Below are 19,997 nucleotides of genomic sequence, written 5' to 3' on the forward strand. Positions count from 1 at the left end.
TTCAGCGTTTTCATCCGGCGGGATGAATTTCTTCACTCCCTGCCGAGCCGTCTGCGTTGCCGCTTTGCCGTCTCAGTGGTGGCGCATTATAGGGATCCGAATTTTTTGCACAACCCCTTTTTTCGATCTTTTTAATCGACTGGCGAGTTTTCACTCTTTTCGCTGCGATCGCGAGCGATCCGCTCAAAAATCATCTTGTTTATCCGCCTTTTAAGCCGCAGGCTTGGGTAAAAACGTAAAAGGAGAAGATCATGTCCACAGCCCTACGACCTTATAAGAACCATTTCCCGCAACAAGGCGATCGCGTGATGATCGATAGCAGCAGCGTGGTGGTGGGTGAAGTACAACTCGACGATGACGTTAGCATCTGGCCGCTGGTTGCGATTCGTGGTGACGTCAATAAAGTGGTGATAGGCAAAAGAAGCAATATCCAGGATGGCAGCGTACTGCACGTCACTCACAAGTCCAGCAGCAATCCGGAAGGTTATCCGCTGATTGTTGGCGAAGATGTCACGGTAGGGCATAAAGCGATGCTGCACGGCTGCACTATCGGCAATCGCGTACTGGTTGGTATGGGATCCATTCTGCTGGACGGCGTGATCGTTGAAGATGATGTGATGATTGGCGCTGGCAGTTTGGTGCCGCCAGGTAAACGACTGGAGAGTGGCTACCTGTATTTAGGCAGCCCGGTTAAGCAGGTCCGCCCACTCAGTGAAGCGGAAATCGCCGGGCTGCTTTACTCATCTAACAACTATGTTGGTTGGAAGAATGAATATCTCGCTCAGGAAAGCCAATCACATTCCTGATCGCCAGCCTTACCTCTGCTGCATCGACTGCTTTAGTTTGGCTATCACTGGCGTGATCTCTGGCATCACGCCATGCCATAAATGAAAAGCGTGAGCGGCTTGCCCTACTAACATGCCAACACCATCCGCAAGCTGCTGCGCGCCCTGCTGCTGGCACCACAGTAAGAATGGCGTCAAACCTTGTTGATAAAACATGTCATAACACCGCGTTTGCGCATTAATTAGTGATGTGTCTAACGCCGGAACTTTGCCATCAACACCGCTCGAGGTCGCATTAATGATCAGATCAAATTGCTGATCCGTTAATTGCTCAAAGCTGGCCGCTTTGATATCCCCGCTATGCTGGAAAATCTCTGCCAGCTGCTCGGCGCGTGCCACGGTGCGATTCACTACCACCAGCGAACATCCGAATGAAAGCAGCGGCAGGATTACGCCACGCGCAGCACCACCGGCGCCCACCAGCAGAATTCGATCGCCTGGATGGATCATCTGCAGTCGTTCCAGATCGCTGAGCAAGCCGATGCCATCGGTGTTATCGCCGAAGATCTTGCCCTGCGCATCTTTCTTTAACGTATTAACCGCACCAGACAATGCCGCACGCTCGCTAAGCTCATCGGCAAATTCCCACGCCTGCTGTTTAAAAGGCAGCGTGACATTGGCACCTTTGCCGCCATGCGCAAAAAAATGGGCGATCGACTGAGGAAAACCCTCAAGTGGCGCGCACTCCTTGCCATATTGATGCTCAATGCCGGTTTGCTCAGCGAACAAGTTATGAATGAAAGGAGATTTGCTATGCGCAATCGGGTGACCAAATACGGCAAAATTTTCCATGCGTTAGCCCTGACGAATAAGTTCACCGCTAATAACGTCGCGGATTTCAGAAGGATTCAGTCGCCCACCCGTTTCAGCATTTAAGACCGGGAACTGCGGACCAAATTGCTTAGCAACCTCTTCCGCATTACGACAAGGCGGTTCGCCGGAAAGATTGGCGCTGGTCGAAACCAGAGGTTTACCAAAACCGCGACACAAAGCCTGTACGTCAGGATGATCGCTAACGCGAATGGCCAGTGAGTCAAAACGCCCCGTTAACCAACGCGGCGTATGTGGCGAAGCTGGCACTACATAGGTTACCGGGCCAGGCCAACTGGCAAACATACGCTCGCGCTGCAGCACAGAGAGTTCACGGTCGGCGATATAAGGTTCCAGCTGCGCGTAATCGGCTGCAATCAAAATGAGTCCCTTCTCGACTGGACGCTGCTTGAGCGCCAAAAGTGCCATTACGGCATCCTCGCTGTCGGGATCGCAGCCCAATCCAAATACGGCTTCGGTTGGATAGGCGATAACTTCCTGTTGCTGTAGCCTCTCAATGCAAAAATCGAGACTACCCGCTGAATACTGGCTTGGCTTCATGATGATGATGCGTCCTGGACAATGGGCTTACCGCAGCGTTTGCTGGCGCAGAAGCGCTTCATGCCTTGTGCGGTTTTCTTCTCTATTAATAAAGGGAACTGGCAATGCGGGCAAACGCCTTCAACCGGCGCTGCGTTAAGGACAAACTGGCAATCTGGATAGCGATCGCAAGAGTAGAAGGTTTTGCCATAGCGCGAGCGCCGCTGTACCAGTTTACCGCTCTGACATTGCGGACAGGCGATAGCTGTTTCATCAGGCTTGTCGATAGTTTCGGTGTAATCACATTCCGGGTAGTGACTGCAACCCACGAACATGCCAAATCGCCCCTGACGCAGAACTTTGTCTGCGCCACACTGGGGGCATGCATGGCCTTCCAGCACTTTAACGACGTGTCCATCTCCCTGACTTTTCAGCGGGCGAATGTAATCGCAGGTTGGATAATTTACACACCCCAGAAAAGGGCCGTGTTTGCCGGAACGTATGACTAATTCTGCCCCGCAAGCGGGGCAGGGATCGTGTTTAGGCACGGAAAATAGTGCTGATTTACTCATATTACCGGTTGCATCAATCGCAAATTATTAATGCAGCATACCTTCATTGACGTCGAATAACAGTTCTTCCATTTGCTGATAGGCGTTTTCACATCCTGGGATGTTAAAAAGCACCATCAACACCACCCATTTGAGATCTTCAAGATCGAATTCGAGGGTATCAAGGGCCATTACACGTTCGATGACCATCTCGCGCGTTTCCATATTCAGCACCTGGACCTGTTCCAGGAACAAAATAAAACCGCGACATTCTGCATCTAAACGCTGGTTTTCCTCTTCGGTATAGATTCGCATTGAGAGCGGATCGTTTGCCATGAGTACTGGCGCAACCAAGCCTTCCTGATAATCCGCTAACCGCTCAAGCCAATTCAACGCATTGTAGATATCTTCACGATGAAAACCGGCATCGGTTAAATCATCGGTCAATTTATCCTGATCAACGCGCATTTCAGCTTCGTTGTGGATATACGTCTCAAACAAGTACATAAGTACGTCGAACATGGCATGCCCTCCTCAATCGGACATAGCCGCCGGGTACAGCTGCGATCCATCCTGCTAACTCCAGCTCCAGCAGGTGAGCTGCGATAACTGGCACAGGTTGGCCGGCACGTTCAGCGACGACGTCAACAGGTGTAACCTCATCACCTACGTTAGCCAACACAGTTGCAAATGGCAATGGCACATCGTCACTGTGTTGTGAATATATTGTTTCTGAACTGCTATCAGGCAACCATTGCAGCGTTGAATGTAAATCTTCAAGGATATTGTTAGGATGCGCCACCAGCAGCGCGCCTTGCTGGATAAGCCAGTGCGTACCTTCACTACCCGGATTGCCTAGCGCGCCGGGTAATGCATAAACGTTACGATTTTGTTCCAAAGCGTAGCGTGCCGTCACCAGCGAACCGCTTTTTAACGTGGCTTCAACTACCAGTACGCCAAGACTTAAACCACTGATGATGCGATTACGCCGCGGAAAGTTAACCGCATGCGGTGCCGTATCAAGGGGGAATTCCGAGATCAGTGCGCCACCGCCAGCGATGATCTCACGTGCTAACGCTTGATGACTTTTAGGGTAGATATGCTGCAGGCCGCTGCCTAATACTGCAACGGTTTTGCCCTGCACTTCTAACGCGGCCCGATGCGCCACGCCATCGATTCCGCGCGCAAGGCCGCTGGTGATGGTCAATCCACTTAGCGCTAATTGCTGCGTAAACCAGCTTCCCCATTGCTTACCATAATGCGTGCAGTGACGGCTGCCCACGACACCGAGTTGGGGCGTCTGCAAGATGTCCATATTTCCCGCGACATACAGCAATGAGGGACGTCGACTGATTTCCGCTAACGCCGAGGGATAATGTTCGTCGATACAGGTAACTACATGATGCTGTTCATCCTCCAGCCATAGATGTGTTCGTGCTAACTGGCGTGGACAAAGCTCTTTAAACTGTTGTCGCTGGGTTTCGTTTAATCCCTGATCCAGTAAAAGATCGTCATCAACCTGAGCATTATCCTGCAATGCCTCAGCTAAATGTCTGACAACTCCAGAGCTTAAGCCTTTCACATTTGCCAGCCTGAGCATCCATTCAATTCTCTCCATGCTGCACTCCCTGTCAGCCGCGCTATCATGCGGTGCAATGCTGTCAATCAGACATCAAAAAGTCTACAATATGAGGCAGTAATCTTTTCTTCAACGCATACAGATCTGGATATTTATGTCAGTTTTGCAGGTATTACATTTCCCTGATGATCGCCTTCGCAAAATCGCTGCGCCGGTGGCAACCGTAAACGCAGACGTGCAGCGTATTGTCGACGACATGTTTGAAACCATGTACGCCGAAGAAGGTATTGGCTTAGCGGCGACCCAAGTCGATATTCATCAGCGCATCATTGTTATTGATGTTTCTGAAAACCGTGACGAGCGTTTGGTGCTGATTAATCCGGAACTGCTGGAAAAAAGCGGTGAAACCGGTATTGAAGAAGGCTGCCTTTCTATTCCTGAGCAACGTGCTTTTGTGCCGCGCGCAGAGTGGGTCAAGGTGCGTGCGCAGGATCGTGACGGCAAAAGCTTTGAGCTGGAAACCGACGGTCTGCTGGCGATTTGCATCCAGCATGAAATCGATCATCTCGATGGCAAACTTTTCATTGATTATCTGTCGCCACTGAAACGTCAGCGTATCAAACAGAAACTGGAAAAATTGGCCCGCCTAAACGCACGCGAAGATTAAGTGCTAATAGAAGGTTAAACTGTGTCTGCTCCGCTCAAAATTATCTTTGCCGGTACACCTGACTTTGCAGCGCGTCATTTAGACGCGCTACTTGCTTCTGAGCATCAGGTTGTTGGCGTCTTTACCCAGCCCGATCGTCCAGCCGGACGCGGCAATAAGCTTACGTCAAGCCCGGTCAAAGTCCTGGCACAGGCGCACGATATTCCCGTATTTCAGCCGAAATCTCTGAAGCCTGAAGAGAACCAGCATCTGGTTGCCGATCTGCAGGCCGATATCATGGTGGTGGTCGCTTATGGCTTGATCCTGCCAAAAGCCGTGCTGGCGATGCCGCGCCTGGGTTGTATCAATGTGCATGGTTCGCTGCTGCCACGCTGGCGCGGTGCTGCACCCATCCAACGCTCTCTCTGGGCCGGCGATAGCGAAACCGGTGTCACCATTATGCAGATGGATGTTGGCCTCGATACCGGCGACATGCTGCATAAACTCTCCTGCCCAATTACGGCTGAAGACACCAGCGCGTCGCTGTATGAGAAGCTGGCGCAACTCGGCCCGCAAGGCATGCTGTTAACGCTGGATCTGCTGGCAAGCGGTAATGCCAGGCCAGAGGTCCAGGATGAAGCGCTGGTCTCTTATGCCGAGAAACTGAGTAAAGAAGAAGCGCGTCTCAATTGGTCACTTTCAGCAGCGCAGTTGGAACGTTGTATTCGTGCCTTCAATCCATGGCCAATGAGCTATTTCATGATTGAAGAGCAACCGGTAAAAGTCTGGCAGGCAACGGTTTTGCCGCATCAGAACAAGCAACCCGGTGAAATCGTCCATGCTGATAAACAAGGCATTCAGATCGCAACGGCCGATGGTGTGCTGAATCTGGTATCGCTGCAACCTGCCGGTAAAAAAGCCATGTCCGCTCAGGACCTGCTCAATTCGCGCCGCGAATGGTTCGTACCTGGAACCGTTCTGGCCTGATCCTCCAAGCCCGGTTTGACCGGGCTTTTTGTTTGATGAAATAACATGAAAAAAGCTACCAACTTGCGCAGCCTGGCCGCGCAACTCATTGAACGCGTTGTGGACAAAGGCGAATCGCTGAGTGCCATTTTGCCGGGCGCGCAAAAGAACCTATCCGATAAAGATGGCGCGCTGCTGCAAGAACTCTGTTTTGGCGTGATGCGCACGCTGCCGCAGCTGGAAGCCTTAATCGGCAAACTGATGGAGCGCACCTTAACCGGTAAGCAGCGAGTGTTGCATTATCTGTTGATGGTTGGCCTCTATCAGCTGCTATATACCCGCGTGCCGGCCCATGCGGCACTGGCAGAAACCGTGGCGGGTGCTGAAGTGCTGAAGCGCACGGCTTTAAAAGGCCTGTTAAATGGCGTGTTGCGCCAGTTCCTGCGCCAGCAAGAAGCGCTGTTAGCCGAAGTCGATCAGGGCTCGCAACGTTACTGGCATCCAGGCTGGTTGCTGAAACGTCTGCAAGCGGCATGGCCAGAAGAGTGGCAACAGATTGTTGAAGCTAACAATCAGCGACCGCCGATGTGGCTGCGCGTCAATCGCCAGTATCACAGTCGCGATGCCTGGCTGGCGCTATTGCAGGCAGAAGATAAAGTTGCTTTTCCTGGCGATGCACAAGATGCATTGCGACTGGAATCACCCGCTCCAGTCAGCCAGCTGCCGGGTTTCGATCAAGGTTGGGTGACGGTGCAGGATCTTTCTGCACAACGTTGCGCACTGTTGCTTGAGCCAAAAAATGGGGAAACTATTCTCGATCTCTGTGCTGCTCCAGGTGGTAAAACCACGCATATCCTCGAAATCGCCCCGCAGGCCAAAGTCTTAGCCGTCGATGTTGACCCGCAACGCCTGCTCCGTGTGCATGAGAACTTACAGCGCCTGGGCATGCAGGCCGAAGTGCGTCAGGGCGATGGTCGTACACCGGCAGAATGGTGTGGTGATATGCAGTTTGATCGTATCCTGCTCGATGCGCCCTGCTCTGCCACGGGCGTTATTCGCCGCCATCCAGACATCAAGTGGCTACGTCGCGATCGTGATATTCCTGAGCTGGCGAATCTACAGCGCGAAATACTTGAGGCCGTCTGGCCGCGTCTAAAATCTGGCGGCACGATGATATATGCCACCTGCTCAATATTGCCGGAAGAGAATCACAATCAAATCAGCGCCTTTTTGGCAGCGCACAGCGACGCCGTGGCCGAAACGTTACCACAGGGCCAGGCTAATGGCTGGCAGGTTTTCCCGGCCATCGATGGCGGCGACGGCTTCTTCTACGCTAAGCTGATGAAAAAATAGTGCTGCGCACACTGACAAGAGCATCTAAGCCATGAAAATCATTATCCTCGGCGCCGGCCAGGTCGGCGGAACCCTGGCAGAAAATCTGGTCGGGGAAAATAACGATATCACCGTCGTCGATAGCGATGCGACGCGTTTACGCGTATTGCAGGACAAATTTGATCTGCGCGTCGTGCATGGTCACGGATCACATCCGCGTATTTTGCGTGAAGCCGGTGCTGAAGATGCGGATATGTTGGTGGCGGTAACCAACTCCGATGAAACCAACATGGTGGCTTGTCAAATTGCGTATTCCCTTTTTAATACGCCCAATCGTATCGCGCGTATTCGCGCCGCTGAATACTTACGCGATGCTGAGAAGCTGTTTGTACCTGAAGCCGTACCAATTGATCATCTGATCTCCCCTGAGCAGTTGGTGATCGACAATATCTACCGCCTGATTCAGTATCCTGGCGCACTTCAGGTAGTGAATTTTGCCGAAGGCAAAGTGAGCCTCGCAGTGGTTAAAGCCTATTATGGCGGACCGCTGGTCGGGAATCCTTTGTCGATCATGCGTGAACATATGCCGCATATTGATACGCGAGTCGCGGCGATTTTTCGTCAGGATCGTCCCATTCGTCCCCAGGGTTCTACGATTGTGGAAGCCGGCGATGAAGTGTTCTTTATTGCCGCGAGCCAACACATCCGCGCGGTGATGAGTGAAATGCAGCGTCTGGAAAAACCGTATAAGCGCATCATGTTAGTTGGCGGCGGAAATATCGGCTTTGGATTGGCGCAGCGCCTGGAAAAACAGTACAGCGTGAAGTTGATCGAACGTAATCAACAACGCGCGGCAGAACTGGCAGAACGTTTGCACGATACTATCGTGTTTTACGGTGATGCCTCGGATCAGGAATTGCTGGCCGAAGAGCATGTCGATCAGGTGGATCTCTTCATCGCGGTCACTAACGACGATGAAGCCAATATTATGTCGGCCATGCTGGCTAAGAAAATGGGTGCGAAAAAAGTAATGGTGCTGATCCAGCGCCGCGCCTACGTCGATCTTGTTCAAGGTAGCGTGATCGACATTGCGATCTCGCCGCAACAAGCCACGATCTCGGCGCTGCTAAGTCACGTACGTAAAGCCGATATCGTGGGCGTGTCCTCACTGCGTCGCGGTATTGCAGAAGCAATCGAAGCGATCGCACACGGCGATGAAACCACCTCACGCGTGGTTGGGCGTTTGATAGAAGATATTAAGTTGCCGCCGGGAACCATTATCGGTGCTGTGGTGCGCGGTGATGAGGTGATCATCGCCAATGATAACGTGCGCGTCGAACAGGGCGATCACGTAATTATGTTCCTGACGGATAAGAAGTTTGTGCCCGATGTTGAGCGCCTGTTCCAGCCAAGTCCATTCTTCCTGTAAAAGCTGCGGGCGAAAGCCCGCCGTGAAAATTTCGCTTAATCCATTGTTCTAATGGCAATTGCACAAAGGTTTGTTAGACTTTAGCCATTGGCCAAGGCAAGGAGATAACAATGAGTTTATTCAAAGAGTTTCGTGATTTTGCAATGCGCGGGAACGTGGTTGATCTGGCGGTAGGTGTCATCATCGGTGCCGCTTTTGGTAAGATTGTTTCTTCACTGGTCGCCAATATCATCATGCCGCCACTTGGCTTGCTGATTGGTGGCGTCGATTTCAAACAGTTTAAATGGATATTAAAACCGGCAGAAGGTGATATTCCTGCTGTGGTAATGGAGTACGGTAACTTTATTCAGACCGTGTTCGATTTCGTTATTGTTGCCTTCGCGATATTCCTGGCAATTAAAGTAATGAACAAGCTGTATCAGAAAAAAGAAGTTGAGAAAGCGGCACCTAAGCCGACGAATGAAGAGTTACTGCTCACTGAAATCCGTGACCTGTTAAAACAACAAAATCACGATAAATTATAATAAAAAAGCCGCCCACGTAAGGCGGCTTTTTTGTCTTTAAAGAAGAAGGCCAGTGATAAACTTTTCTGCTTATCACTGGCCTCCCAGTTACGTCCTTTGCCATGTTTGTCTTTACGTTGATAGCTGCCCTTTCCTTTCTGATTCTTCTCAATGCGCTGCCTAAACAGTGGATCATGTAATAATGCTTCCAGTGCATTATCGTTGATTTTACCTTTTTGGTGCTGATAGCGAGTCATCTCGTCCTCCGGTTATTAACGGCGCAACTATATTCCTTCCAGCGCAAAATTCAATCCTTACTACAACAAATTTCCGGCTGCGGCTCCTCACCTCTCTCCAGAGCTTCAAGTATTGAACAGCAAGCGCTGCTATGTATTTCGCCGCAGCAGGTTTCAGCTAAACGATGCAATGAACGTTGAATCGTCTGTAGTTCGGCAATCATGCCATTCACTTCATCCAATCTTTTCGCCACAATGGCTTTGGATTCCTGGCAAGTATGATGTTCAGGATCGATGCGGATTGACAATAAATCACGGATTGACTCTAAGCTAAAGCCGAGTTGGCGACCATAACGAATAAAACGCAGCCGCTGTAAATCATCGTCGTTATAAAGACGAAAACCGCCCTCAGTGCGTACCTCATGATTCATCATCTGCTGTTTTTCATAAAAGCGGATGGTGTCTGGCGTCACATCCGCCATTTTTGCCAGTTGGCCAATCCGAAACATGCTATTTCTCCCGCTGCAAATGATGATGGATGTTATCGCTATACTCGCCGCGCAAAAATTCGGTACTGATTCCGGCTTGCTGGAGTTTTATTTCTAGCAAAGCTAAGCGTTTCGACAGTTCTCGCGCCTTGCCATCGTCAGGATCCAGTTCGCGTAGCAGATCGTTTACCGCCAATGCTTCTCGACGCATTTCAAGTTCCGGAGGTAAGTAACCAGAATTTTTCAACAGCCGATATGCCGTGCGCAGTTCAACTGGCACTCCGCTGTCATCATCTAGCTGTAAAGGTGCACCTTCGCCGGGCAAATTACTCAGCTCACCCTTTTCCTGAGCTTCACGTATATGTTGCTCTACAAGTTGATCAATTAGCCACATAAGGGAGTTCCTGATGGGTGTATCAGCCATCAGCATAGCGAAAGGGGAGTAAATGGAAAGGAATTACGGACAATAAAAAACCCGCCGAAGCGGGTTTTTTACGATACTGCAAATTACTCTGCAGTAGCTTCTGCTTGAGCTTCTGGACGATCAACCAGCTCGATGTAAGCCATCGGAGCGTTGTCACCAGCACGGAAGCCACACTTCAAAATGCGAGTGTAACCACCGGCACGGCTCGCGAAACGCGGGCCCAGCTCGTTAAACAGTTTTGCCACGATCTCGTTATCACGAGTGCGGGCGAATGCCAGACGACGATTAGCTACGCTGTCGGTCTTGGCAAGAGTAATCAGCGGCTCAACTACGCGGCGCAGCTCTTTGGCTTTCGGCAGAGTCGTCTTAATGATCTCATGACGAACCAGAGAACCAGCCATGTTGCGGAACATAGCCTGACGATGGCTGCTGTTGCGGTTCAGTTGACGACCACTCTTACGATGGCGCATGACCTTATCCTTCTCAGTGAAACCTTAACCTGTGATCGGTTTATTCATCAGCAATGCTTGCTGGTGGCCAGTTTTCCAGGCGCATGCCCAGAGACAAACCACGTGAAGCAAGCACATCTTTAATCTCGGTAAGAGATTTTTTACCCAGGTTAGGCGTTTTAAGCAGCTCAACCTCGGTACGCTGTACCAGATCACCGATGTAGTGGATAGCTTCTGCCTTGAGGCAGTTAGCAGAGCGGACAGTCAATTCCAGATCGTCAACAGGGCGCAGCAGGATCGGATCGAATTCTGGTTTCTCTTCTTTTACTTCCGGCTGACGTACATCACGTAAGTCAACGAAAGCTTCCAGTTGTTCTGCCAGGATGGTTGCCGCACGACGAATCGCCTCTTCAGGATCGATTGTGCCGTTGGTTTCCATTTCGATGACCAGCTTGTCCAGGTCGGTACGCTGTTCTACACGCGCTGCTTCAACATTGTAGGCAATACGGTCTACAGGGCTGTAGCAAGCGTCAACCAACAGACGGCCGATTGGGCGCTCATCTTCTTCCGAATGAATTCGGGCAGAAGCCGGCACATAACCACGACCACGCTGAACTTTGATACGCATGCTAATAGATGCGTTTTCATCGGTCAGGTGGCAGATCACATGCTGCGGCTTGACGATTTCAACATCACCGTCGTGGGTGATGTCGGCTGCAGTCACAGGGCCAATGCCAGATTTATTCAAAGTAAGGATGACTTCATCTTTACCTTGAACTCTTACCGCCAACCCTTTCAGGTTAAGCAGGATTTCCAGGATATCTTCCTGTACGCCCTCTTTGGTGGAGTACTCATGAAGCACACCATCAATCTCAACCTCGGTCACCGCGCAACCCGGCATGGAAGAAAGCAGAATACGGCGCAGTGCGTTGCCAAGAGTATGGCCAAAGCCACGCTCTAACGGCTCAAGGGTCACCTTGGCGTGCGTCGAACTCACTTGCTCGATATCTACCAGGCGCGGTTTTAGAAACTCTGTCACAGAACCCTGCATTGTGTCCTCTCTTTGGTACTAAGCTTTACTTAGAGTAAAGCTCGACGATCAGGTGTTCGTTAATGTCCGCAGACAGATCAGTACGTTCAGGAATACGCTTGAACACACCTTCCATCTTAGTAGCATCAACTTCCAGCCAGGTTGGCTTTTCACGCTGCTCAGCCAGCTCCAGAGCGGCCTTCACGCGAGATTGCTGTTTGGCTTTCTCACGGATGCTTACGACATCATTCGGAGATACCTGATAAGAAGCGATGTTAACAACGCGACCGTTCACCAGGATAGATTTATGGCTAACCAGCTGACGTGCTTCTGCACGAGTGGCGCCAAAGCCCATACGGTAAACAACGTTATCCAGACGGCCTTCCAGCAGGGCCAGCAGGTTTTCACCTGTGTTGCCTTTCAGACGTGCTGCTTCTTTATAGTAGTTGCGGAACTGACGCTCCAGCACGCCGTACATACGACGAACTTTCTGCTTTTCACGCAACTGGCCGCCGTAGTCAGACAGACGCGGTTTACGCGCACCATGCTGACCAGGTGGTTGTTCAATTTTGCACTTGGTATCGATCGCGCGAACGCCAGACTTAAGGAATAAGTCGGTACCCTCACGACGGCTCAGCTTGAGCTTAGGACCCAAATATCTTGCCATTTTCTTTCTCCAACTAACCTAAAAACGGGCGATTAAACGCGACGTTTTTTCGGCGGACGACAACCGTTGTGAGGGATTGGAGTCACATCAGTAATATTAGTGATGCGGAAACCAGCAGCGTTCAGAGCACGAATTGTTGATTCGCGTCCTGGACCCGGACCCTTAACCATAACTTCCAGATTCTTAATACCGTAATCTTTCACTGCTTCTGCACAGCGCTCTGCAGCTACCTGAGCAGCAAACGGAGTAGATTTACGTGAACCGCGGAAACCGGAACCACCGGCGGTTGCCCAACCCAGTGCGTTACCCTGACGATCAGTAATTGTAACGATGGTGTTGTTAAAAGATGCATGGACATGAGCCACGCCATCTGAGACTTGTTTTCTTACACGCTTGCGTGCACGAACTGGTGCCTTTGCCATTATTTACTCACCCCGATTATTTCTTGATCGGTTTACGCGGACCCTTACGGGTACGTGCATTGGTCTTAGTACGCTGACCGCGAACTGGCAGACCACGACGATGGCGTAAACCACGATAGCAACCAAGGTCCATCAGACGCTTGATACTCAGGGTGATTTCACGGCGCAGATCACCTTCAACAACGAATTTACCAACTGCTTCACGCAGCTGTTCAATTTGTTCTTCAGACAGCTCTCTGATCTTAACATTTTCAGCAATACCCGTTGAAGCGCAGATGGCTTTAGAACGAGTTTTACCGATACCGAAAATCGAAGTTAATGCGATAACGGTATGTTTTTGATCAGGAATGTTAATGCCTGCTATACGGGCCACTATGCACTCCTATAATTAAACAAATGCGTCCCATGCTGAAAAGCCCGTTTTCAGGATACTCAAATGGTAACGCATCGACATACAAAAGATTGGCTGGCTAATCTAGCCAGCTCAACCCGACTTTGCAAGAAAAATATGTGACAATATCAGCCTTGGCGCTGTTTATGCTTTGGCTCGGCGCTGCAGATCACACGTACGACACCGTCGCGGCGAATGATTTTGCAGTTACGACATAATTTCTTGACGGAAGCACGAACTTTCATTTTTACTCTCCGTAACTTCTCAAGCACCCGAATTAACGGCCGTAGCCCTTCAGGTTAGCTTTCTTCAATGCAGACTCGTACTGACTCGACATCATCAGAGTTTGCACTTGAGCCATAAAGTCCATGATGACGACCACTACGATGAGCAGCGATGTGCCGCCAAAGTAGAATGGAACTTTCATAGCATCACGCATGAACTCCGGGATCAGGCAGATAAAAGTAATATACAGTGCGCCGATTAAGGTCAGACGTGTCATTACTTTATCGATGTACTTCGCCGTTTGCTCTCCCGGACGAATTCCCGGTACGAATGCACCAGACTTCTTCAGGTTATCTGCTGTTTCACGTGGGTTGAAGACCAACGCCGTGTAGAAGAAACAGAAGAAGATGATTGCAGTCGCATAGAGTAGCACATAAAGCGGCTGTCCTGGTTGCAAATACAGCGAAATTGTTGTCAGCCAGTTCCAACCGGTACCGCCCCCGAACCATGATGCTATGGTCGCCGGGAACAGAATAATGCTGGAAGCAAAAATAGCTGGGATTACGCCCGCCATATTCACTTTCAACGGTAAATGTGTGCTCTGTGCAGCATATACACGACGACCTTGCTGACGTTTAGCGTAGTTGACCACAATGCGGCGCTGGCCACGCTCGACGAAAATAACAAAGAACGTCACTGCAAATACTAGAACTGCAACCAACAGCAACAGAAGGAAGTGCAGGTCACCTTGCCGCGCTTGCTCGATGGTATGGCCAATGGCCGGCGGGAGTCCCGCAACAATACCTGCGAAGATAATGATCGAGATACCGTTACCGATACCTCGCTCAGTAATCTGTTCGCCCAGCCACATCAGGAACATTGTCCCAGTAACCAGACTTACAACAGCGGTAAAGTAGAATGCAAAGCCTGGATTCATTACCAGCCCCTGCATTCCAGGCATATTCGGTAAACCGGTAGCAATACCGATCGACTGGAATACAGCCAGAACCAGTGTGCCGTAGCGAGTGTACTGGCTAATCTTGCGACGACCAGCTTCACCCTCTTTCTTAATCTCAGCTAACGCTGGATGAACCACCGTCAGCAGCTGGATAATAATAGAAGCCGAAATATATGGCATAATACCCAGAGCGAAGATTGAGGCACGACTGAGAGCACCACCAGAGAACATGTTGAACATTTCAATGATGGTGCCACGCTGTTGCTCAAGCAGTTTGGCAAGTACAGTGGCATCGATACCGGGGATTGGAATAAAAGAGCCAATTCGGAAGACAATGAGTGCACCGATTACAAACAACAGTCTGCGCTTCAGTTCACCAAAGCCACCTTTGGCACTTTGAAAATCTAATCCCGGTTGCTTTGCCATCTGCTACTTATTCCTCGATTTTACCGCCAGCAGCTTCGATTGCAGCACGAGCACCTTTGGTGACACGCAGACCGCGAACCGTTACCGGTGCAGAAACTTCACCAGAAAGAATCACTTTCGCGAATTCAATCTGAACACCGATAATATTGGCCGCTTTCAGCGTATTCAGGTCAACAATACCGCCTTCAACTTTCGCCAGATCAGACAGACGAACTTCTGTCGTGATCATTGCTTTGCGAGAGGTGAAACCGAATTTCGGCAGACGACGGTACAGAGGCATCTGGCCACCCTCGAAACCGCGACGTACGCCACCGCCAGAACGAGAGTTCTGACCTTTGTGACCACGACCACCAGTTTTACCGAGGCCAGAACCGATACCACGACCCAGACGCTTAGAAGCGTGTTTAGACCCTTCGGCCGGAGACAGAGTGTTTAAACGCATCTCTTACTCCTCCACTTTCAGCATGTAGGAAATCGCGTTAATCATACCGCGTACAGCAGGCGTATCTTCACGCTCAACGGTGTGATTGATGCGACGCAGACCCAAGCCAACCAGAGTCGCTTTGTGCTTAGGCAGGCGGCCGATTGAACTGCGGGTTTGTGTAATTTTAATTGTCTTAGCCATCGTGATTACCCCAGAATTTCTTCAACGGATTTACCACGCTTGGCAGCGACCATTTCCGGAGAATTCATATTGCCCAGGCCATCGATAGTTGCACGAACCACGTTAATCGGGTTGGTAGAACCATACGCTTTAGCCAGAACGTTATGTACTCCAGCAACTTCTAAAACGGCGCGCATTGCACCGCCGGCGATGATACCGGTACCTTCAGAAGCTGGCTGCATGAACACACGAGAACCTGTGTGAGCACCTTTAACAGGGTGCTGCAGGGTGCCGTGAGTCAGCGCGACGTTAATCATATTGCGACGGGCTTTCTCCATCGCTTTCTGGATCGCTGCTGGAACTTCACGCGCTTTACCGTAACCAAAACCAACGCGGCCGTTACCATCACCCACTACAGTCAGTGCGGTGAAGGAGAAAATACGACCACCTTTTACAGTTTTAGATACACGGTTTACCGCGATCAGTTTTTCCTGCAGTTCGCCAGCTTGTTTCTCGATGTTTGACATCTTAGACCTCTACCTTAGAACTGAAGGCCAGCTTCACGGGCAGCATCTGCCAGTGCCTGGACACGACCATGATATTGGAACCCGGAACGGTCGAAAGAGACATTAGTAATGCCTTTCTCAACAGCGCGCTCAGCCAGAGCTTTACCTACAGCTGCAGCGGCGTCTTTGTTACCGGTATACTTCAGTTGTTCGGCAATAGCTTTTTCTACAGTAGAAGCAGCAACCAGAACTTCGGAACCGTTCGGGGCGATCACCTGTGCGTAGATATGACGCGGGGTACGATGTACCACCAGGCGAGTAGCACCCAGCTCTTTGAGCTTGCGACGTGCACGGGTCGCACGACGGATACGAGCAGATTTCTTATCCATAGTGTTACCTTACTTCTTCTTAGCCTCTTTGGTACGCACGACTTCGTCGGCGTAACGAACACCCTTGCCTTTATAAGGCTCAGGACGACGGTAGGCGCGCAGATCAGCTGCAACCTGACCAATCAGCTGTTTATCAGCGCCTTTCAGCACGATCTCAGTCTGAGTTGGACATTCAGCAGTGATGCCGGCCGGCAGTGCATGGTCAACAGGGTGAGAGAAGCCAAGGGCCAAGCTCACAGAGTTGCCTTTAACAGCTGCACGATAACCAACACCAACCAGTTGCAGCTTCTTGGTGAAGCCTTCGGTAACACCGATAACCATGCCGTTCAGCAGCGCACGAGCAGTACCTGCTTGTGCCCAACCATCCGCATAACCTTCGCGTGGAGCGAAAGTCAGGGCGTTGTCTGCATGCTTAACTTCTACAGCACTGTTGATAGTACGAGTCAGCTCGCCGTTTTTGCCTTTGATCGAAACTTCCTGACCGCTGAGTTTTACCTCTACGCCCGCAGGAACAACGACAGGTGCTTTTGCAACACGAGACATTTTATTCCTCCGATTACGCTACGTAGCAGATAATTTCGCCACCAAGACCAGCTTGGCGCGCTGCACGATCAGTCATGACACCTTTAGAGGTAGAGATTACAGCGATGCCCAGACCAGCCATTACTTTTGGCAGCTCATCTTTTTTCTTATAGATGCGCAGACCTGGACGACTAACACGCTGAATGCTCTCTACCACAGCCTTGCCCTGGAAATACTTTAAAGTAACTTCCAGCTCAGACTTGATATCGCCTTCGATTTTAAAATCTTCAATATAGCCTTCTTCCTTCAGCACGTTGGCAATTGCCACTTTCAGCTTGGAGGAAGGCATAGAGACCGCAACTTTGTTCGCGGCCTGACCGTTACGGATACGGGTCAGCATATCCGCGATCGGATCTTGCATGCTCATCTGTGTTACTCCCGTGATTCAAATGGTGACAATTACCAGCTAGCCTTTTTAAGACCCGGGATTTCACCGCGCATTGCGGCTTCACGGACCTTGATACGGCTCAACCCAAACTTCCGCAAGAAACCGTGCGGACGACCTGTCTGACGGCAGCGGTTACGCTGACGGGAAGGGCTGGAATCACGCGGCAGACTCTGCAGCTTGAGAACGGCATCCCAACGATCTTCGTCGGATGCGTTCACATCAGAAATGATCGCTTTCAGTTCAACGCGCTTGGCGAAGAACTTGTCTGCTAATTTCACACGCTTAACTTCGCGTGCTTTCATCGATTGCTTAGCCATTAAGTAACCCTACCTTACTTGCGGAATGGGAATTCAAAGGCAGCCAGCAGAGCACGGCCTTCATCATCAGATTTCGCAGTAGTGGTAATGGTAATATCCAAACCACGAACGCGATCGACTTTGTCATAATCGATTTCTGGGAAGATGATCTGCTCACGAACGCCCATGCTGTAGTTACCACGACCGTCGAACGACTTAGCAGATAAACCGCGGAAGTCACGAATACGTGGTACAGCAATAGTGATCAGACGCTCAAAGAACTCCCACATACGCTCACCGCGCAGAGTTACTTTACAGCCGATCGGATAGCCCTGACGGATTTTGAAGCCTGCAACTGATTTGCGTGCTTTGGTGATCAGCGGTTTTTGACCGGAGATTGCTGCCAGGTCAGCTGCTGCGTTATCCAGCAGTTTCTTGTCAGCGATCGCTTCACCAACACCCATGTTCAGGGTGATCTTCTCGACCCGAGGGACTTGCATGACAGAATTGTAGCCGAACTCTGTCATGAGTTTCTGGACTACTTCGTCTTTGTAGTAATCATGCAGTTTCGCCATCGTACTACTCCAAATTACTTGATAGTTTCGCTATTAGACTTGAAGAAACGGACTTTTTTGCCGTCTTCGAATCTAAAGCCTACACGGTCAGCCTTGCCGGTTGCCGCATTGAAGAGTGCAACGTTGGAAGCTTGAATAGCAGCTTCTTTTTCAACGATGCCACCTGGCTGGTTCAGGGCCGGAACCGGCTTCTGATGTTTCTTAACCAGGTTGATACCTTCAACGATGACTTTACCAGAAGTCAGGACGTTCTTTACTTTACCGCGTTTACCTTTGTCTTTGCCGGTAAGCACGATAACTTCGTCGTTACGACGGATTTTCGCTGCCATTGCTCGCTCCTTAGAGTACTTCTGGTGCCAGAGAGATAATTTTCATGAACTTTTCAGTACGAAGTTCACGAGTTACCGGCCCAAAAATACGCGTACCGATAGGTTGCTCGCTGTTATTGTTTAAAATAACGCATGCATTACCATCGAAGCGAATGACAGAACCGTCCGGGCGACGAACACCCTTCCTGGTGCGCACCACTACCGCTTTCAGGACATCACCTTTTTTCACCTTGCCACGAGGAATTGCTTCCTTGATGGTCACTTTGATGATATCGCCGACGCCTGCGTAGCGACGGTGCGAGCCACCCAGAACCTTGATACACATTACGCGACGTGCACCGGAGTTGTCGGCGACGTTCAGCATAGTCTGTTCTTGGATCATTTTAGTGCTCCGCTAATGTCAACTACTACTTCGGGACCCAAACCTCAGGTCGTTAAAAAGCCCCATAATTGAGGGCGCGGCATTATAACACCGGTTCTCGCACATGGGTAGAAAAAACGAACGGCTCAGACGAGCCGTTCGTTTTATTTTTTAGAGGAAACGGATTCTATTACAGAACCGCTTTCTCTACAACGCGAACCAGCGTCCAAGACTTAGTCTTGGACAGCGGACGGGTTTCGCGGATTTCAACCACGTCACCAATACCGCATTCATTGTTCTCGTCATGGATGTGCAGCTTAGTCGTACGCTTGATGAATTTACCGTAGATCGGGTGTTTCACGACACGTTCGATAGCAACAACTGCAGATTTCTGCATTTTGTCACTAATAACACGACCCTGCAGAGTACGGATTTTATCGGTCATTACGCCGCCTTCTCAGTCAGTAAAGTCTTAACACGTGCAACATTACGGCGAACTTCTTTCAGCAGATGGGTTTGCTGAAGTTGGCCGGATGCTGCTTGCATGCGCAGGTTAAACTGCTCACGCAGCAGGTTAAGTAGCTCAGTATTCAGCTCTTCAACGCTTTTTTCACGCAGCTCATTTGCTTTCATTACATCACCGTCTTAGTAACAAAGGTGGTTTTGATAGGCAGTTTTGCTGCTGCCAGCTTGAAGGCTTCACGGGCCAATTCTTCCGAAACTCCGTCCATTTCATACAGGACTTTACCCGGTTGAATGAGGGCAACCCAATACTCCACGTTACCCTTACCTTTACCCATACGCACTTCCAGCGGCTTCTCGGTAATTGGTTTGTCCGGGAATACACGGATCCAAATTTTACCTTGACGCTTAACTGCACGGGTCATAGCACGACGTGCTGCTTCGATCTGACGAGCAGTCAGACGACCACGGCCAACAGCTTTCAGACCGAAAGTACCGAAGCTGACATCCGTACCTTGCGCCAGACCACGGTTGCGGCCTTTGTGCACTTTACGGAATTTCGTACGCTTTGGTTGTAACATCAGCGAC

33 protein-coding genes and 1 pseudogene are annotated in these 19,997 nt (G+C 50.5%); 6 read left to right on the forward strand and 28 right to left on the reverse strand.

The window, feature by feature from the left end:
• Positions 1-251 precede the first annotated feature (251 nt).
• Positions 252-806 (forward strand): gamma carbonic anhydrase family protein, encoded by a 555-nt coding sequence (locus tag DEU53_RS14825; RefSeq protein ID WP_110867587.1) that lies wholly within the window; start codon positions 252-254, stop codon positions 804-806.
• 9 nt (positions 807-815) lie between these two features.
• On the opposite strand, the gene aroE is transcribed toward DEU53_RS14825, so the two are convergent.
• Genes aroE through dprA form a run of 5 tightly spaced genes read right to left on the reverse strand, consistent with a single transcriptional unit; the run spans position 816 to position 4,364 of the window.
• Positions 816-1,637, reverse strand: a complete 822-nt coding sequence (aroE, locus tag DEU53_RS14830; protein WP_110867588.1) for a shikimate dehydrogenase — start codon at positions 1,635-1,637, stop codon at positions 816-818.
• Between the two features lie 3 nt (positions 1,638-1,640).
• Positions 1,641-2,216: an L-threonylcarbamoyladenylate synthase type 1 TsaC gene (gene tsaC / locus DEU53_RS14835; RefSeq protein WP_110867589.1), complete on the reverse strand. Its 576-nt coding sequence runs from the start codon at positions 2,214-2,216 to the stop codon at positions 1,641-1,643.
• Positions 2,213-2,767 carry a type I DNA topoisomerase gene (locus tag DEU53_RS14840; RefSeq protein ID WP_101762573.1) on the reverse strand — a complete coding sequence of 185 codons (555 nt, stop codon included), beginning with the start codon at positions 2,765-2,767 and terminating at the stop codon, positions 2,213-2,215. The genes tsaC and DEU53_RS14840 overlap by 4 nt, the downstream gene beginning before the upstream one ends.
• A gap of 27 nt (positions 2,768-2,794) precedes the next feature.
• Complete coding sequence (smg, locus tag DEU53_RS14845; RefSeq protein ID WP_007891699.1) at positions 2,795-3,268, reverse strand: DUF494 family protein Smg; 474 nt, start codon at positions 3,266-3,268, stop codon at positions 2,795-2,797.
• Positions 3,240-4,364, reverse strand: coding sequence for a DNA-protecting protein DprA (gene dprA / locus DEU53_RS14850; protein ID WP_110867590.1), 1,125 nt, complete (start codon positions 4,362-4,364; stop codon positions 3,240-3,242). The genes smg and dprA overlap by 29 nt, the downstream gene beginning before the upstream one ends.
• A gap of 115 nt (positions 4,365-4,479) precedes the next feature.
• On the opposite strand from dprA, the gene def reads away from it, so the two are divergent.
• From def to mscL, 5 genes are all read left to right on the forward strand, one after another.
• Positions 4,480-4,992, forward strand: coding sequence for a peptide deformylase (def, locus tag DEU53_RS14855; protein WP_008104717.1), 513 nt, complete (start codon positions 4,480-4,482; stop codon positions 4,990-4,992).
• A gap of 21 nt (positions 4,993-5,013) precedes the next feature.
• Complete coding sequence (gene fmt / locus DEU53_RS14860) at positions 5,014-5,958, forward strand: methionyl-tRNA formyltransferase (RefSeq protein WP_110867591.1); 945 nt, start codon at positions 5,014-5,016, stop codon at positions 5,956-5,958.
• A gap of 45 nt (positions 5,959-6,003) precedes the next feature.
• Positions 6,004-7,290 carry a 16S rRNA (cytosine(967)-C(5))-methyltransferase RsmB gene (rsmB, locus tag DEU53_RS14865; RefSeq protein WP_110867592.1) on the forward strand — a complete coding sequence of 429 codons (1,287 nt, stop codon included), beginning with the start codon at positions 6,004-6,006 and terminating at the stop codon, positions 7,288-7,290.
• Between the two features lie 31 nt (positions 7,291-7,321).
• Positions 7,322-8,698 carry a Trk system potassium transporter TrkA gene (gene trkA / locus DEU53_RS14870; protein ID WP_007891694.1) on the forward strand — a complete coding sequence of 459 codons (1,377 nt, stop codon included), beginning with the start codon at positions 7,322-7,324 and terminating at the stop codon, positions 8,696-8,698.
• Positions 8,699-8,808: 110 nt separating this feature from the next.
• On the forward strand, positions 8,809-9,222 hold the full coding sequence (gene mscL, locus DEU53_RS14875) for a large-conductance mechanosensitive channel protein MscL (RefSeq protein ID WP_007891693.1): 414 nt from the start codon (positions 8,809-8,811) through the stop codon (positions 9,220-9,222).
• A 44-nt stretch (positions 9,223-9,266) separates the two neighbouring features.
• Here mscL and DEU53_RS14880 read toward each other — a convergent pair.
• The 23 genes and pseudogenes from DEU53_RS14880 to rplP form a co-directional block, all read right to left on the reverse strand.
• Positions 9,267-9,458: pseudogene (locus tag DEU53_RS14880) on the reverse strand (alternative ribosome-rescue factor A); the annotation flags it as partial.
• 50 nt (positions 9,459-9,508) lie between these two features.
• Positions 9,509-9,946, reverse strand: coding sequence for a Zn(2+)-responsive transcriptional regulator (gene zntR / locus DEU53_RS14885; RefSeq protein ID WP_110867594.1), 438 nt, complete (start codon positions 9,944-9,946; stop codon positions 9,509-9,511).
• 1 nt (position 9,947) lies between these two features.
• A complete protein-coding gene (locus DEU53_RS14890) occupies positions 9,948-10,319 on the reverse strand; it encodes a DUF1992 domain-containing protein (protein WP_101762567.1) in 372 nt (123 codons plus the stop codon).
• A gap of 113 nt (positions 10,320-10,432) precedes the next feature.
• Positions 10,433-10,819, reverse strand: a complete 387-nt coding sequence (rplQ, locus tag DEU53_RS14895; protein ID WP_008104728.1) for a 50S ribosomal protein L17 — start codon at positions 10,817-10,819, stop codon at positions 10,433-10,435.
• A 40-nt stretch (positions 10,820-10,859) separates the two neighbouring features.
• Positions 10,860-11,849, reverse strand: a complete 990-nt coding sequence (rpoA, locus tag DEU53_RS14900; RefSeq protein WP_007891688.1) for a DNA-directed RNA polymerase subunit alpha — start codon at positions 11,847-11,849, stop codon at positions 10,860-10,862.
• 25 nt (positions 11,850-11,874) lie between these two features.
• Positions 11,875-12,495 (reverse strand): 30S ribosomal protein S4, encoded by a 621-nt coding sequence (rpsD, locus tag DEU53_RS14905; RefSeq protein WP_007891687.1) that lies wholly within the window; start codon positions 12,493-12,495, stop codon positions 11,875-11,877.
• Positions 12,496-12,527: 32 nt separating this feature from the next.
• Positions 12,528-12,917 (reverse strand): 30S ribosomal protein S11, encoded by a 390-nt coding sequence (gene rpsK / locus DEU53_RS14910; protein WP_004160563.1) that lies wholly within the window; start codon positions 12,915-12,917, stop codon positions 12,528-12,530.
• 16 nt (positions 12,918-12,933) lie between these two features.
• Positions 12,934-13,290 carry a 30S ribosomal protein S13 gene (gene rpsM, locus DEU53_RS14915; protein WP_034830736.1) on the reverse strand — a complete coding sequence of 119 codons (357 nt, stop codon included), beginning with the start codon at positions 13,288-13,290 and terminating at the stop codon, positions 12,934-12,936.
• A gap of 146 nt (positions 13,291-13,436) precedes the next feature.
• Positions 13,437-13,553 (reverse strand): 50S ribosomal protein L36, encoded by a 117-nt coding sequence (gene rpmJ / locus DEU53_RS14920; RefSeq protein ID WP_004160566.1) that lies wholly within the window; start codon positions 13,551-13,553, stop codon positions 13,437-13,439.
• A 32-nt stretch (positions 13,554-13,585) separates the two neighbouring features.
• On the reverse strand, positions 13,586-14,917 hold the full coding sequence (secY, locus tag DEU53_RS14925) for a preprotein translocase subunit SecY (RefSeq protein WP_007891686.1): 1,332 nt from the start codon (positions 14,915-14,917) through the stop codon (positions 13,586-13,588).
• 7 nt (positions 14,918-14,924) lie between these two features.
• Positions 14,925-15,359, reverse strand: coding sequence for a 50S ribosomal protein L15 (gene rplO, locus DEU53_RS14930; RefSeq protein WP_007891684.1), 435 nt, complete (start codon positions 15,357-15,359; stop codon positions 14,925-14,927).
• A 3-nt stretch (positions 15,360-15,362) separates the two neighbouring features.
• On the reverse strand, positions 15,363-15,542 hold the full coding sequence (gene rpmD / locus DEU53_RS14935; RefSeq protein ID WP_007891681.1) for a 50S ribosomal protein L30: 180 nt from the start codon (positions 15,540-15,542) through the stop codon (positions 15,363-15,365).
• A 5-nt stretch (positions 15,543-15,547) separates the two neighbouring features.
• Positions 15,548-16,048, reverse strand: coding sequence for a 30S ribosomal protein S5 (gene rpsE, locus DEU53_RS14940; protein WP_007891679.1), 501 nt, complete (start codon positions 16,046-16,048; stop codon positions 15,548-15,550).
• 14 nt (positions 16,049-16,062) lie between these two features.
• On the reverse strand, positions 16,063-16,416 hold the full coding sequence (gene rplR, locus DEU53_RS14945) for a 50S ribosomal protein L18 (RefSeq protein WP_008104733.1): 354 nt from the start codon (positions 16,414-16,416) through the stop codon (positions 16,063-16,065).
• 9 nt (positions 16,417-16,425) lie between these two features.
• Positions 16,426-16,959 carry a 50S ribosomal protein L6 gene (gene rplF, locus DEU53_RS14950; protein ID WP_008104735.1) on the reverse strand — a complete coding sequence of 178 codons (534 nt, stop codon included), beginning with the start codon at positions 16,957-16,959 and terminating at the stop codon, positions 16,426-16,428.
• A 13-nt stretch (positions 16,960-16,972) separates the two neighbouring features.
• A complete protein-coding gene (gene rpsH / locus DEU53_RS14955) occupies positions 16,973-17,365 on the reverse strand; it encodes a 30S ribosomal protein S8 (RefSeq protein WP_007891668.1) in 393 nt (130 codons plus the stop codon).
• Positions 17,366-17,397: 32 nt separating this feature from the next.
• Positions 17,398-17,703 (reverse strand): 30S ribosomal protein S14, encoded by a 306-nt coding sequence (gene rpsN, locus DEU53_RS14960; RefSeq protein ID WP_007891666.1) that lies wholly within the window; start codon positions 17,701-17,703, stop codon positions 17,398-17,400.
• A gap of 14 nt (positions 17,704-17,717) precedes the next feature.
• The gene (rplE, locus tag DEU53_RS14965; RefSeq protein WP_007891665.1) at positions 17,718-18,257 is read right to left on the reverse strand and encodes a 50S ribosomal protein L5; all 540 of its coding nucleotides are present in this window, start codon (positions 18,255-18,257) and stop codon (positions 17,718-17,720) included.
• A 14-nt stretch (positions 18,258-18,271) separates the two neighbouring features.
• Complete coding sequence (gene rplX, locus DEU53_RS14970; protein WP_007891664.1) at positions 18,272-18,586, reverse strand: 50S ribosomal protein L24; 315 nt, start codon at positions 18,584-18,586, stop codon at positions 18,272-18,274.
• A 10-nt stretch (positions 18,587-18,596) separates the two neighbouring features.
• Positions 18,597-18,968, reverse strand: coding sequence for a 50S ribosomal protein L14 (gene rplN / locus DEU53_RS14975; RefSeq protein WP_006120590.1), 372 nt, complete (start codon positions 18,966-18,968; stop codon positions 18,597-18,599).
• Between the two features lie 169 nt (positions 18,969-19,137).
• Positions 19,138-19,392 (reverse strand): 30S ribosomal protein S17, encoded by a 255-nt coding sequence (gene rpsQ / locus DEU53_RS14980; RefSeq protein ID WP_007891663.1) that lies wholly within the window; start codon positions 19,390-19,392, stop codon positions 19,138-19,140.
• Complete coding sequence (rpmC, locus tag DEU53_RS14985) at positions 19,392-19,580, reverse strand: 50S ribosomal protein L29 (RefSeq protein ID WP_007891662.1); 189 nt, start codon at positions 19,578-19,580, stop codon at positions 19,392-19,394. Before rpmC ends, rpsQ begins: the two co-directional genes overlap by 1 nt.
• On the reverse strand, positions 19,580-19,990 hold the full coding sequence (rplP, locus tag DEU53_RS14990) for a 50S ribosomal protein L16 (RefSeq protein WP_015962145.1): 411 nt from the start codon (positions 19,988-19,990) through the stop codon (positions 19,580-19,582). Before rplP ends, rpmC begins: the two co-directional genes overlap by 1 nt.
• Positions 19,991-19,997: the final 7 nt, after the last annotated feature.

This window comes from Pantoea sp. AG1095 (assembly GCF_003208415.1).
Classification (GTDB): Bacteria; Pseudomonadota; Gammaproteobacteria; order Enterobacterales; family Enterobacteriaceae; genus Pantoea; species Pantoea leporis.